The sequence below is a fragment of the Streptomyces sp. NPDC001732 genome (genome assembly GCF_053596315.1).
In genome coordinates, this window is the sequence record NZ_JBSFFY010000106.1 from 1 (window position 1) to 12,802 (window position 12,802).

Below are 12,802 nucleotides of genomic sequence, written 5' to 3' on the forward strand. Positions count from 1 at the left end.
GGAGGTCCTGGGGGGGCGGGGGGGGGGGGGGCGGGGGGGGGGGGGGGCGCCGCGGCCCCGGGCGGCCCCCCCCCCCCCCCCCCGCGGGGGTGCCCAGGTCGGTCACGAGCCGCAGCAGCCGCCTGCCGGAGCCTCCTCGGCCGCCGTCCCGACCGCGGCGGGTGCGCCGAGCTGGACAAGCTGCGGCGCGGGCGCGCAGCAGCCACCGGCGTCGGCCTCAGCAGCGTCGGGGGCGTCGAACAGGCCGGCGCCGCCGCAGACTCCGGTCTCGGGCAGGGTCAGTTCCACGCGGTCGGCGGACTCGAGGTCGTCGGCGATAGCCGCGGCGACGGAGCGGACCTGCTCGTAGCCGGTCATGGCGAGGAAGGTCGGGGCGCGGCCGTAGGACTTCATGCCGACCAGGTACACGTCCTGCTCGGGGTGGGAGAGTTCGCGGTGGCCGTGCGGGTGGACGGTGCCGCAGGAGTGCTGGTTGGGGTCGATCAGTGGAGCCAGCGCGGTGGGTGCCTGGAGGCGCTCGTCGAGGCCCAGGCGCAGCTCGGAAAGGAAGGACAGGTCGGGGCGGAAGCCGGTCAGGACGATGGCCTCGTCGACCGGGTCCAGGCGGCGTCCGTCCTCACCGGCCAGGATCAGCCGGCCGTGGGTGTCGCGCTCGATGGCCTCGGTGCGGAAGCCGGTGACCGCGTCGGCGTGGCCGTCGTCGACGGCGGCCTTCGCCGCCAGGCCCAGGGCGCCGCGGGCGGGGAGCTGGTCGGCTTCACCGCCGCCGAAGGTGGAGCCGGAGATGCCGCGGCGCAGGATCCACACGCCCTTCGTGCCGGCGCCGTCGTCGGACTCGGCGAGGTCGGCGAGGTGGGCGAGGGCGGTGAATGCGGAGGCGCCGGAGCCGATCACGGCGGTGCGCTTGCCGGCGTACCGGGCGCGGACGGCCGGGTCCTTGAGGTCGGGGACGCGGTAGGTGACGCGGTCGGCGGCCGCGCGCTCGCCGAGGGCCGGAAGTCCGCTGCCGCCGGCCGGGCCGGGGGTGGCCCAGGTGCCGGAGGCGTCGATGACGGCGCGGGCGAAGACGCGCTCTTCGCGGCCGTCGGTGTGGGTGATGTGCACGACGAACGGCTGCTGCTCGCGGTCGGCGTCCACGATGCGGTCCCGGCCGGTGCGGGAGACGCCGGTGACGGTGGCGCCGGTGCGGACGCGGTCGCCGAGGATGTCGGCGAGCGGCTGCAGGTAGGACTCGGCCCAGTCGCCGCCGGAGGGGTAGGTGGCCGGGTCGGGCCGGGTCCAGCCGGTGGGGGCCAGGAGCTTTTCGGCGGCGGGGTCGACGACCTCGCCCCAGGTGGAGAACAGCCGCACGTGCGACCACTCGCGCACCGCGGCACCAGCTGTTTGGCCGGCTTCCAGGACCAGGGGCTCGATGCCCTGGTCGATGAGGTGGGCGGCGGCGGCCAGGCCGGCGGGGCCGGCCCCGATCACGACGACGGGCAGCTCGGTGGTGGCGGGCGCGTTCACGGCGACTCCTTGCGTGTTTCGACATCTGTCGATGGCTTGCGCGGCCCAGCATGGCGCCTGTATTGATGAGTGTCAACATAGACATTCATCAAAATCGTATGGGGGTCTGCTGATGGAGCACATCGACGTCGTCGTGATCGGCGGCGGCCAGTCCGGACTCGCCACCGCCCACGCCCTGCTGCGCCGCGGGCTGCGGCCGGTGGTACTGGAGGCGGCCGGGTCGTGGCCGCACTACTACGACAGCCTCACGCTGTTCTCGCCCGCCCGGTACAGCTCCCTGCCCGGGATGCCGTTTCCCGGCGCCGACCGCAACCGCTTCCCGCACCGCGACAAGGTCGTCGCCTACCTCACCGCCTACGCCGGCCGCCGGGGCGCCGAGATCCGCACCGGCTGCCGCGTCAGCGCGGTCCGTCGCACCGGCGGTGCCTTCGAGGTGGCCCTGGACGGCGGCGTCCGGCTGTCCGCACGGGCGGTCATGGCGGCGTCCGGGACGTTCGGGCGCCCGCACCGCCCCGCGCTGCCGGGCCTGGAGGAGTTCACCGGCCAGGTGCTGCACGCCGCCGACTACCGCAACCCGGCCCCCTTCGCCGACCGCGGGGCGGTCGTGGTCGGGGCCGGGAACTCCGCGGTGCAGATCGCCGCCGAGCTCTCCGAGACCGCACGGGGCACGCTCGCGACCCGGGGGTCGGTGAAGTTCGCTGCGCATCCTCGGCCGCGACCTGCACTTCTGGACGAAGCACACCCGCCTGGACACCGCGCCCCTGGGCCGGTTCCTTGCGCGCCCGCCGGCGCAGCCGGTCCTCGACGACGGCCGCTACCGGGCCGCCCTGGCCGCCGGGCGGCCCGATCGGCGCCCGCTGTTCACCGGAGCCGACGGCGCCAAACTCCTCTGGCCGGACGGGAGCCGGGAGGAGGTCGACGCGATCATCCTCGCCACCGGCTACCGCCCCGGCCTGCCCTACCTCACCGGCCTCGACGGCGCCCTGGACGCCGAGGGGAATCCCCGGCACCGCGAGGGCCTCGCCACCGGGGTGCCGGGGCTGGCGTTCGTCGGGCTGGAGTGGCAGCGCAGCCTGTCGTCGAACTCACTGCGCGGCGTGGGCCGGGACGCGGACCGCCTCGCCCGGCGTCTGGCCGCCCATCTCGCGCGGCGGTGACAACCCTGCCCACATTGGTTCGACATGTGTCAACATAGACGCATGTCGAACACGAAGGTGCTGCCGCTGCTGGAACCCGCCGACGGTCGGAGTGTGGCGCCGTGCTGCCCGCCGCTGGCCGAACGCCCGATGACCGCGGAGGAGGCCGAGACGGCCGCGCGGATGTTCAAGGCACTGGGCGATCCGGTCCGCCTTCGGCTGTTCTCCGCCGTGGCCTCGCACGAGGGCGGCGAGGCATGCGTGTGCGACATCTCCGACGTCGGCGTCTCCCAGCCCACCGTCTCCCACCACCTGAAGAAGCTGAAGGAGGCCGGGCTGCTCACCTCCGAGCGGCGCGGCACCTGGGTCTACTACCGGGTCGAGCCCTCGGTCCTTGCCGCGATGGGCAAGCTGCTGACTCTGCCCACCGCGGCCTGACGATCCACGGGACAGGGAGAGACCAGTGGCGGGCGGAGCGTTGAGCGCGGTGGTCGTGCCGCTGACGGCGGAGTACGCCGAGCAGGCGCTGGCCGTCTACCGGGCGGGCGTCGACGAGGGCAACGCCACCTTCGAAACCAGCCCACCGTCGTGGGAAGCATTCGACGCCGCGAAGCTGCCCGAGCACCGCTTCGCCGCCCTCGACGAGGCAGGGGCGGTGCTGGGCTGGGTGGCCGCACGCCGGCTTCCGGGTCATCGGCACCCGCGAGCGGATCGGACGCCACCACGGCCGCTGGCGCGACGTGGTTCTGGTCGAACGTCGCAGCAGCGCGATCGTCTGAACGGCGACATGACGACAGTTGCGGCTGACATTCAGTCGGCCACGCTGACCATGCCCTCTTCGGGAGGGCGGTTCCACCCCTCGCTGTAGACCCGCAATTCCTCCTCGGACGGTTCGAGGTCGCCGTGGACTCGCACCGTGCTGGTGTCCCACGGGCGCTTTCCGTCGCGGCGAGGGGTGAGCAGCACTCCCAGGGTGGAGGAGTCTTCCGTTCTACCGGGGCGCGAGGTCACTTCGTGGTGCCGCAGCTGCACGTAGGCGGTGAAGTTGGCCTGGATGACAGGGGCAAAGCGGGTGGCGGCGCCCACGACGAGCCGGCGGGTGCCGTCTTCGTCGAGCATGCGCCGAAAGCGCCACTTGCAGTGCTCATCCGGTACCTGCGGCACGTCGCTCAGCATGTCCAGCAGCAGGCGGCCCCACTCTGCGCGGGCTGATACGGGCAGCCGGTCGAGGTCGGAGAGGACCGTGAAGCGGTTGGCTTCGTTCAGTGTCCCGCTGGGCGGGCTGAGGGCTATGTCCTCCAGCATGATGCGGATCAGGAGGTGGACGTTGGTGCCGTCGGTGCCGGCTGGGGCCTGTGGCAGCTGCGGCGCGGAGAACAGGTGCCGCCCGGCCCCACCAGATCGGTGCTGATGTCGGATGGCGGTTCGGCGGCGTCTGCGGCGGCGAACTCGTAGTACCGTACCGGCTCCTGGCCGAGCGGTATGGCGGGGTCGGCAGCGGCGCGGAAGAGGTGGTCGAGCACGGCGGTGGTGGACCGCAACTGGTCAAACAGGAAGTCCCAGTCGCGGCGTGTCAGCGCGATGGCGGGCATGTCGACCGGCTCCCAGGTGGCCACGGTGTTCTCCGGGACCCGCGGGTGGTCCAGCAGGAACACCGCGATCCACTCCTAGGCGTTGCCGTCGACGCTCAGTGTCCGGCCGCGTCCGTTGACCATGTCCGCGGGCATCATGCGCAGTTGGCGGACGGTTCCTCTGGCCTGGCTCATCGCCTTGGCCGCCGCCTTCTGTATCCAGCCCGCTTCCTGATCGTCTGGCTTGGGTTCGATGGTGCGGGCCTTGACTTGCACGACCGCGCCGCGACCACCAGCGAGGAGCAGCCGGTCGCCCAGCTCCCGCCGGCCCGATCCCCTGGCCGCGTGGGCTTCCTGCTGGAAGACGAAGTCGGGCATGCCCCAGGTGGCTGCGGCCGTGTGGACTGCCGCTTCCGCGCCGGTTCCGTGATCGACGTGAGAGGGCAGGGGGCAGGGCGGGCGGGACACGACGCAGATGTGTTCCCTGGGGCGTGTCGACGACGAGCGTGAGGCGGTTAGGGTCGCCGTCTTCAACGAAGCGCCACAGGACGGATGAAGGCTGTTCGGTCACAAATGCTCATCAGAGGCGCCAACCAGCCCTCATCGCGCCAGGTTCTCTCTTCTCGGTGCTTCAGTGCAAGAGGTCACGGATCTGCTGGGCGACGTCGCGGGCCGGGCGGCCGACACCGATGAGGGTGGCCGAGGCCGGGCCGGTCCAGTCGCCGTAGCCGAGCAGGTGCAGCCGGGGCTCGCCCAGAGCGCGTGTGCCATCGGTGGGAATGCGCCCGCGCGGCCCACGCAGGCCCAGCGGGGCGAGGTGGGCCAGCGCCGGGCGGAACCCAGTGCACCAGATCACCGCGTCCACGCCGCTGGATCGGCCGTCGTCCCACCGGACACCGTCGGCGGTGAGCCGGTGGAACATCGGCTTCGCGGTCAGGAGTCCGGCGTCGCGGGCGGCGCGTACCGGCGGCACGGCGACGATGTCGCCGAGCGAGGCCACGCCACCGGTGTCACAGCGGCCGGCGTCGAGGGCATGGCGGCGGGCGGTGGCGACGTCGAACAGGGCGCGGCCGTCGATGTCGTCCGGGAGGAAGCGCGCCGGGCGCCGGGTCGCCCACGTCACCTCGGCGCGGCCGTCGAGAGCGAGGTCGGCGGCGATCTGGGCGCCGGAGTTACCGCCGCCGACCACAATGACGCGCCGGCCCGCGAAGTCGGCCGGGGAGCGGTAGTTCACCGTGTGCAGCTGCCGCCCGGTGAAGACGCCCCGGCCCGGCACGGTGGGCAGGAAGGGCCGAGACCAGGTGCCGGTGGCGCTGATGACCGCGCGGGCCCGCCAGGTGCCGCAGTCCGCTTCGACCAGGAGACGGCCTGCGTCGCGGCGTACGGCGTTCACGCGGGTGCCGTGCTGGACGGGCAGGCCGTAGCGCTTCTCGTAGTCGGTCAGGTAGTCCACCACGTGCCCGGCGCCCGGGTAGGTCTCGCCTGTCCGGGCGGGCATGAGGCGGCCGGGCAGCGAGGAGTGCTGTGCCGGGGAGAACAGGTGCAGCGAGTCCCACATGTGCTGCCAGGACCCGCCCGGCGCCGGATCGGCGTCCAGGATCACGAAGTCGAGGCCGCGTCGGCGCAGGTGGTAGCCGACGGCGAGCCCCGTCTGGCCGCCGCCGACCACCACCACATCCGTGTGCTGCGTCACGGAGCCGTCGTCACCGCGTCAGTGGCGAACTTCTTGCGCCAGGCGAGCGCGACGTAGACCAGGCCGATCAGCACCGGCACTTCGATGAGCGGGCCGACGACGCCGGACAGCGCCTGGCCGGAGGTGACGCCGAAGGTGGCGATGGCGACCGCGATGGCCAGCTCGAAGTTGTTGCCCGCAGCCGTGAAGGCGAGGGTCGCGGTGCGGTCGTAGGCCAGGCCCAGGCCCTTGCCGAGCAGGAACGTGCCGAAGAACATGACCGCGAAGTACACCAGCAGCGGCAGCGCGATCCGGGCGACGTCCAGCGGCTGCGACGTGATCGTCTTTCCCTGGAGGGCGAACAGGATGACGATCGTGAACAGCAGCCCGTACAGTGCCCAGGGGCCGATCTTCGGCAGGAACTTCTGTTCGTAGTCGGCACGGCCCAGCTTCCGCTCGCCGATGCGGCGGGTCAGGAAACCGGCCAGCAGCGGGATGCCGAGGAAGATGATCACGTTCAGGGCGATGTGCCATACGGACACGTCCAGGCCCTGGCCGTCGCCCAGGTTCATCCAGCGCGGCAGCAGGTCGAGGTAGAACCAGCCCAGCAGACCGAACGCCAGGACCTGGAACACCGAGTTCAGCGCGACCAGGACGGCCGCGGCCTCGCGGTCGCCGCAGGCGAGGTCGTTCCAGATGATGACCATGGCGATGCAGCGGGCGAGCCCGACGACGATCAGGCCGGTGCGGTACTCGGGCAGGTCCGGCAGGAAGATCCACGCCAGGGCGAACATCACGGCCGGGCCGACGATCCAGTTGATGACCAGCGAGGAGACCATCAGCTTGCGGTCGTTGGTGACGGTGTCGAGCCGGTCGTAGCGGACCTTGGCCAGCACCGGGTACATCATGACCAGCAGGCCCAGCGCGATCGGCAGGGAGATTCCGCCGATCTCGATCTTCGCGAGCGCGTCGTTCATCCCCGGGACCAGGCGGCCCAGGCCCAGGCCGACGGCCATGGCCAGCAGGATCCACACCGCGAGGTAGCGGTCGAGGGTGGAGAGCTTCCTGACGATCGAGTCGTCCCCGGCCGGGCCGGCGCCCTGTGTGGAGGCGGTGGGCTCGGTGGAGGTCACGGGCAGGCCCTCTTGTTCTCGGCAGCGGTGCGGGCCGAGGCGGCGAGTTCGGCGAACTGCTCGGACAGGCCGGCCAGCACTTCGGGCTTGAGCCTGTAGTACGTGAACCGGCCGCACGGCTCGGTCTCCACGATCCCGGCCTCGCGCAGCACCTTCATGTGGTTGGACAGGTTGGTCTGCTTGGCCCCGGTCTCCTCGACCAGGTGCGTCGTGCACAGCGTCTCGCGCGCCAGCAGAGTCACAATCTTCAGGCGGAGCGGATCGCCCAGCACCCGGATCACATCAGGATCAACTGAAGTCAGCATGCGCTGATACTGTCACATCATTGCTCGCTGATACCAGCGGGGGCTGAAGTAATGGGCGGCCGGGTTCCGCCATGCGACGAGAGAGAACGATCACCATGGCCGACTCTTCCGGCAAGCCGTCCGTCCTGTTCGTCTGCGTCCACAACGCCGGCCGTTCCCAGATGGCCGCCGCCTGGCTGACCCACCTGGCCGGAGACCGCGTCGAGGTCCGCTCCGCCGGCTCCAGCCCGGGCGCCGAGGTCAACCCGGCCGCCGTCGAGGCCATGGCCGAGGCCGGCATCGACATCTCCGCCGAGGTGCCGAAGATCCTCACCGTCGACGTGGTGAAGGAGTCGGACGTGTGCATCACCATGGGCTGCGGCGACACCTGCCCCGTCTTCCCCGGCAAGCGCTACCTCGACTGGAAGCTCGACGACCCCGCCGGACAGGGCGTCGAGGCCGTCCGCCCGATCCGCGACGAGATCAAGACCCTCGTCGAGGGCCTGATCGCCGAGATCGCCCCGCCCAAGCCGGAGGCGACGGCGTGAGCGGGATACGCGACGTCGTGATCATCGGCTCCGGCCCCGCCGGATGCACCGCCGCCCTCTACGCGGCCCGAGCCCAGCTCGCGCCCGTGCTGTTCGGCAGCAGCATCTTCGTCGGCGGCTCGCTGACCACCACGACCGAGGTCGAGAACTTCCCCGGCTTCCCGAGGGCGTCGACAGCCCCGATCTCATGGACAAGATGCGGGCCCAGGCCCAGAGGTTCGGCACCGAGATGATCGACGACGCCATCACCGGCCCCGTCAAACTGCTCACCGCCTCCGCCGGAACCGTGCACCGCGCGAAGGCGGTGATCGTCGCGACCGGCTCCGGCTACCGCAAGCTCGGCCTCCCGAAGGAGGAGGAACTGTCCGGCCGCGGGGTGTTGCTGCGCGACCTGCGACGGGTTCTTCTTCCGCGACCGTGACATCGCCGTGGTCGGCGGCGGCGACACCGCCATGGAGGAAGCCACCTTCCTCACCCGCTTCGCCCGCTCCGTCACCGTCGTCCACCGCCGCTCCGCCCTGCGCGCCTCGAAGGTCATGCAGGACCGCGCCTTCTCCGATGACAAGATCTCCTTCGCCTTCGACAGCGAGATCGCCGAAATCAAGGAAACGAGCGGCATGCCGGCCGACGTCCTCCTGCGCGACGCCTTCACCAGTGCCACCCGCGATCTCGACGTGACGGGGCTGTTCATCGCCATCGGCCACGACCCGCGCACCGAGCTCTTCAAGGGCCAGCTCGGCCTCGACTCCGAGGGCTACGTCACCGTCGCCGCCCCGACAACACACACCAGCCTGCCCGGCGTGTTCGCCGCCGGCGACGCCGTCGACCACACCTACCGCCAGGCCATCACCGCCGCCCTGGACACCGAGCGCTACCTCCTGAGGTTTTCAGGGTGGGGTCGGTGGGCTGATGGTCAGGCCTGTGGCGGTGAGGCAGCCGCCGATCAGATGAGGCCGGAGCTGGATTCCGCGTAACTCGCGGCGGAGGGCGAGGCCGAGGTCGTCGGGTGTGTTGAAAGCGGTGTTGGCCGTCGCTCTGCGCACAAGTGACCAGACGGCCTCGACGGGGTTCAGATCAGGCGCGTAGGCGGCAGGCGGACGGTGGTGAGCCAGTCGTGCTCGGCCTCGTATTGCTTCAACCCTGCTGCGAGGTGGGTGTTGAGATTGTCCCAGACCACAATGACCGGACCGGTGAGCTGGATGTGTGCCCGCACCAAGAGGTCGCGGTGGTCCTTCCACGAGAAGCTCTTGCATGCTCCCCTTGAGCAGGAGGTGAGTGCGGGGCCGGTGGATGAGACGGCTCTTCCCACCGGGTCTGCAGCAGCACAGCGCGGCAACCGAGGCCCGGCGGCGGGACCTGCCACGCACACGGATGACAGGTACGTGCCCGCACCGGCTCCAGGTACGGGCCACCGGCGGTGTCATGGAGAAGCCGGCTTCGCCCTCGGAGACGATCCAGGCCCCGGATGCCATCGCGAGCTTTTCACCTGCGGCCACACCTCCTCTTCCACAGCTCCACCGCGTGCTCGTCGCGCTCGAGTGCACGGCGGGCAGACGTCTGCCAGGACCAGACGTGCCGTTTCAGCAGCCGCCAGACTGTGGTCCCCGACAGATTCACCCGCAGACACCGGCGGACCAGAGTCTGCACCCGGACCAGCGTCCAGCGCTCATCTCAAAGCCGTGCGAGACCGGCCCCTTGCCGAGTTCTTCCTCGAGCACAGCGAACCGGGCATCAGTCACGGCCGGGGAGTTCGCCGGACCGGCCGCGAGCGCATGGCCTCCATGCCGCCCTCACGCCAGGCACGACGCCACCGTTCCACCGACCGCACACTCACCCGCAGGTCCTTCGCGACCACTGCGGTCTTCTCACCCGCCGCGAACCGCCGCCCGGCCTGAAGCCGGCTCCCCTCACGAAACACCCGACGCTCAGCGGTCAGGCCTCCGCCTTCCGGACGCCTCACCCCCTCGGCATACCGCAGGGATCATCAACGGTCACTACCCGGCAACGACCCGAAAACCTCAGTAGTGATCGACTCCTGTGCAGGTCTCTCCGGTGACTGTAGCCGCCGCGTTCACAACTCACGCAGTTTGGTCGCCATCGGGCTGGAAGCCGGACGAAGGTACGGCAGCAGCATCCATGTGCCTTTCATGCGACGGCGAGCAGCAACTCGGGCACGCCTTCCACCTTTTGGTGAGGGGCGAAGGCCGAAGCCAGATCGCGGACGAGCTGGAGGCAACGTGGTACGCAGATTCGTTCGGCCAGATGAAGTGCTTCGAGGGCGGCGGCCACTGCGGCCTCGGGTTCGCGACGACCGAGATGCCTTGTGCCTGGTACGCGAGGAAGATGCCGCGGGTCTTGTCGCGGCTGGCCGGCAGAAGGGCTTGGCCTTCGGCGATGAGGCTGTGGGCCCGGGTGGTGTCGCCGAGGTCGAGCAGGCAGCGGCCCGTATCGACGGCAAGGTCGGCGGGCGACATCCACAAGCACCAGGCGGGGATGTCGCCCGCGTCCCCGGTACCGAGCAGGCGTTCTGCCGAGTTCAGGAAGTGCAGGGTGGCGCGGTGTTCGCCCAGCGCGGCTTGGGCATGTGCCAGGCGCAGATGCAGCAGCGAGCTGGCTGCGGGGTGGCTGGTGCGGGCCAGGTCCTTGGTCAGGATGCCGGCGGCGGTGGGATCGTCCCGCCAGGAGGCCTGATAGGCGGGGTCGCTGAGGAGGGCCGCACCCATGTCCCGGTCGTCCCCGGCGTGCGCGTTGTGCAGCCCGGCGATCCAGTACCGGCTGGCGGCGCTGTGCTCGCCGTGGTCGAAGCGGATCCAGCCGACCGTCTGGGAGAGGCCGGCGGCGAGCCCGTGCAGGCGGATTCCCAGGGGGCGGGAGTAGCGCTGTTCGTCGATCAGGTCGGTGACGCGGGTGAGGTGCGCGTCGTAGAGGGTGCGATGTGCTGGCGTTGTTCGGTTGCCGGCGCGTTGAGGCGGGCGCTGGTTTCTTCCAGCAGGGCCACGACATCTTCGCCCACCTCGGCCCCGAGCCGTGGGGCCCGGCTGTTCGAGCCGGGGGTTGGGCACTGGCGCGCGCATGGCGTCGAAGCGACGGACGTTCCGCCGAACTTCCTGGCGTTCGTCTGTGACGCTGAATTCGACAGAGGAGAAAGTCACGCCGACTCCCGAGGCCAGGCGCTTGTTGCGGGGCCATCAGGAAGGCAGTGGGGAACGGGGTATCCGGAGTTCCGGCGCAAGTCTCCGGGCTGCTCCTCGGTGTGTCGGTTGCTTCCGCTCCGTCCGCTGGAAGATGCTCCGTCAGGGGATCGGCAACGGGAAGGGGAGTCCTCGGTGGGCCGGAGAAAATGTCACCCGGGCTGGTCCTTCCTTTCGCCGACGACTGCGGCGGCACTGGTCGTTTGCGCCCTGCTGGGGCCCGCCTGCTCGGCTGTGCCCGATTCGGATCCCGGGGCCGGCACGACGGCCGGGGCGTCCCGCCCGGCCGCGCACGCGAAGGAGCCGGGGCAGTGCCGTCGCACCCTGGTCGGCGTGGCGCATCCTGATGACGACCTGGCCTTTCTGAACCCGGAGATCAGACAGACCATCCGCGCCGGGTGCCCGGTCGACACGGTGTATCTGACCGCCGGCGACGACTCCAAGAAGAACCGGGTCGAGGCACTGGAGTACGTGGACCGCAGGGAGTACGGAGTGCGGGCGGCCTACGCGGAGATGGCGGAGGCGGCCAACCGCTGGGAACGGTCGGATGTGCGGGCGGACGGAGTCCGGGTCAGGTCCTACCGGCTCGCGGACGACGCCAGGTACACCGATGTGCGGCTGACGTTCCTGGACCTCCACGACGGACTGCCGCACGGCCAGGAGGCGAACAGCCTGCTCAGGCTGTTCGACCGGGACAAGAGGAGCATCGAGCCGTTCCAGAGCACCGCGAGCTACACGGAGCACCGGCTGCTGGCGGTGGTGTCCGCACTGGTCCGGCTGAGCCGGGCAGGGCGCATCCTGACGATGGATCACGACAATGCCTCCTTCGCCTTCGGGCTCGGCGGCGGTGTCGACCACGCCGACCACGGCGTCGGCGCCCGGTACTTCCGCAGAGTGGGCTACGCGCTCGGGGTACCCGTGTCGGCCTATCTCGGCTACACCATGTCGCCACTCACGCCGAATCTCACCCCCGGAGCCTCGGCCGAGAAGGACGAGGTGGCGCGCTGGTATCTCGCCAGCCGGAAGTGCCGGGCAACCGGGACGTGCGCGAACGTCACCGCCTACGAAGGCCCGCTCCAGAAGGACTGGAGCCTGTGGATCCACCGGCAATATCAGCAGACCCACCGGCCCCCGCGCGCCGGGGAGATCCTCGGGGACATTGGCCGGACGACGTACTTCACCGGAAGGGACCCATCACAGTGCCTCCACGCCACCACCGGGCCGGCGAACGCCGGTACGGCCGACATCCGCGGCTGTGACGGATCAGCCGCGCAGAAGTGGGACATGAGGAAGGACGGGACGATCAGGTCAAGGCTCGACCGCGAGTACTGTCTGACTGCGAACTCGTCGGCCGTCGGACTTGAGCGGTGCGGGGGCGGTCTCGGGAACCAGCGATGGACCCGTGAGTCGTGGCAGAGCACAACCTGGAAACGTAACGCCTGGCGGATCATCAGCAGTGACCACCGCTGTCTGTTCCAGGACGACCGCGAACTCCCCGCCCGCTGGGACGACCGCGATCGGCAGAACCCCGAGCTGAAGCTCTCCGACTGCGGCACACAGCCTCGGCCCGAACTCTACTGGCGCTGGAGCGGCTGAACTCGCATGCCCTCGGCCGGCGCCTCACCGAATCGCGCCAGAACCAGTGCTCCTGGGGCCCTATGTCTTTAGAGGTCGTTTTCTCCCGGTGTTTCATCCCGTGGATTGTGTTTCGTCCTGGGATGTTGGGTCGCGCCAGGACACGGTGGTTTCCCCGGTGAGGCG

At 70.5% G+C, this 12,802-nt stretch carries 12 protein-coding genes and 4 pseudogenes; 7 read left to right on the plus strand and 9 right to left on the minus strand.

Going from position 1 to position 12,802, the window contains the following annotated elements:
- Positions 1-102: 102 nt before the first annotated feature.
- A complete protein-coding gene (locus ACWCXX_RS38610) occupies positions 103-1,506 on the minus strand; it encodes an NAD(P)-binding domain-containing protein (RefSeq protein ID WP_451135636.1) in 1,404 nt (467 codons plus the stop codon).
- A gap of 112 nt (positions 1,507-1,618) precedes the next feature.
- On the opposite strand from ACWCXX_RS38610, the pseudogene ACWCXX_RS38615 reads away from it, so the two are divergent.
- From ACWCXX_RS38615 to ACWCXX_RS38630, 4 genes and pseudogenes are all read left to right on the plus strand, one after another.
- Positions 1,619-2,155 (plus strand): annotated as a pseudogene (locus ACWCXX_RS38615) (FAD-dependent oxidoreductase); the annotation flags it as partial.
- 382 nt (positions 2,156-2,537) lie between these two features.
- Entirely contained in the window at positions 2,538-2,663 is a 126-nt protein-coding gene (locus tag ACWCXX_RS38620) for a hypothetical protein (protein WP_451135657.1), read from the plus strand.
- A gap of 42 nt (positions 2,664-2,705) precedes the next feature.
- Positions 2,706-3,080 carry an ArsR/SmtB family transcription factor gene (locus tag ACWCXX_RS38625; protein WP_451135638.1) on the plus strand — a complete coding sequence of 125 codons (375 nt, stop codon included), beginning with the start codon at positions 2,706-2,708 and terminating at the stop codon, positions 3,078-3,080.
- A gap of 25 nt (positions 3,081-3,105) precedes the next feature.
- Positions 3,106-3,421, plus strand: a pseudogene (locus ACWCXX_RS38630) (N-acetyltransferase family protein).
- 31 nt (positions 3,422-3,452) lie between these two features.
- Here the strand turns inward: ACWCXX_RS38630 and ACWCXX_RS38635 are convergent.
- The 6 genes from ACWCXX_RS38635 to ACWCXX_RS38660 form a co-directional block, all read right to left on the minus strand.
- The gene (locus tag ACWCXX_RS38635) at positions 3,453-3,947 is read right to left on the minus strand and encodes a hypothetical protein (protein ID WP_451135640.1); all 495 of its coding nucleotides are present in this window, start codon (positions 3,945-3,947) and stop codon (positions 3,453-3,455) included.
- An 8-nt stretch (positions 3,948-3,955) separates the two neighbouring features.
- Positions 3,956-4,297: a hypothetical protein gene (locus tag ACWCXX_RS38640; protein WP_451135642.1), complete on the minus strand. Its 342-nt coding sequence runs from the start codon at positions 4,295-4,297 to the stop codon at positions 3,956-3,958.
- A 12-nt stretch (positions 4,298-4,309) separates the two neighbouring features.
- Entirely contained in the window at positions 4,310-4,591 is a 282-nt protein-coding gene (locus tag ACWCXX_RS38645) for a hypothetical protein (protein ID WP_451135644.1), read from the minus strand.
- A gap of 253 nt (positions 4,592-4,844) precedes the next feature.
- The gene (locus ACWCXX_RS38650; protein ID WP_451135646.1) at positions 4,845-5,906 is read right to left on the minus strand and encodes an ArsO family NAD(P)H-dependent flavin-containing monooxygenase; all 1,062 of its coding nucleotides are present in this window, start codon (positions 5,904-5,906) and stop codon (positions 4,845-4,847) included.
- Entirely contained in the window at positions 5,903-7,018 is a 1,116-nt protein-coding gene (arsB, locus tag ACWCXX_RS38655) for an ACR3 family arsenite efflux transporter (RefSeq protein WP_451135648.1), read from the minus strand. Before arsB ends, ACWCXX_RS38650 begins: the two co-directional genes overlap by 4 nt.
- Positions 7,015-7,323, minus strand: coding sequence for an ArsR/SmtB family transcription factor (locus ACWCXX_RS38660; protein WP_451135650.1), 309 nt, complete (start codon positions 7,321-7,323; stop codon positions 7,015-7,017). Before ACWCXX_RS38660 ends, arsB begins: the two co-directional genes overlap by 4 nt.
- Before the next feature lie 95 nt (positions 7,324-7,418).
- On the opposite strand from ACWCXX_RS38660, the gene ACWCXX_RS38665 reads away from it, so the two are divergent.
- Positions 7,419-7,850 (plus strand): arsenate reductase ArsC, encoded by a 432-nt coding sequence (locus ACWCXX_RS38665; protein ID WP_451135652.1) that lies wholly within the window; start codon positions 7,419-7,421, stop codon positions 7,848-7,850.
- Positions 7,847-8,824: pseudogene (locus ACWCXX_RS38670) on the plus strand (NAD(P)/FAD-dependent oxidoreductase). Before ACWCXX_RS38665 ends, ACWCXX_RS38670 begins: the two are co-directional and overlap by 4 nt.
- Here the strand turns inward: ACWCXX_RS38670 and ACWCXX_RS38675 are convergent.
- A pseudogene (locus tag ACWCXX_RS38675) lies at positions 8,738-9,810 on the minus strand (IS630 family transposase). The pseudogenes ACWCXX_RS38670 and ACWCXX_RS38675 overlap by 87 nt on opposite strands.
- 118 nt (positions 9,811-9,928) lie before the next feature.
- Positions 9,929-11,002, minus strand: coding sequence for a hypothetical protein (locus tag ACWCXX_RS38680; protein WP_451135654.1), 1,074 nt, complete (start codon positions 11,000-11,002; stop codon positions 9,929-9,931).
- A 372-nt stretch (positions 11,003-11,374) separates the two neighbouring features.
- Between ACWCXX_RS38680 and ACWCXX_RS38685 the strand changes: the two genes are divergently transcribed.
- Entirely contained in the window at positions 11,375-12,637 is a 1,263-nt protein-coding gene (locus ACWCXX_RS38685; RefSeq protein ID WP_451135656.1) for a ricin-type beta-trefoil lectin domain protein, read from the plus strand.
- The last annotated feature ends 165 nt before the right edge of the window (positions 12,638-12,802 follow it).

What these genes read in the sequence shown, in the direction of transcription:
- ACWCXX_RS38625 (WP_451135638.1), top strand. Translation starts at nt 2,706, where the DNA reads ATGTCGAACACGAAGGTGCTGCCGCTGCTGGAACCCGCCGACGGTCGG.
- ACWCXX_RS38635 (WP_451135640.1), bottom strand. Translation starts at nt 3,947, where the DNA reads ATGCTGGAGGACATAGCCCTCAGCCCGCCCAGCGGGACACTGAACGAA.
- ACWCXX_RS38645 (WP_451135644.1), bottom strand. Translation starts at nt 4,591, where the DNA reads ATGCCCGACTTCGTCTTCCAGCAGGAAGCCCACGCGGCCAGGGGATCG.
- ACWCXX_RS38660 (WP_451135650.1), bottom strand. Translation starts at nt 7,323, where the DNA reads ATGCTGACTTCAGTTGATCCTGATGTGATCCGGGTGCTGGGCGATCCG.
- ACWCXX_RS38665 (WP_451135652.1), top strand. Translation starts at nt 7,419, where the DNA reads ATGGCCGACTCTTCCGGCAAGCCGTCCGTCCTGTTCGTCTGCGTCCAC.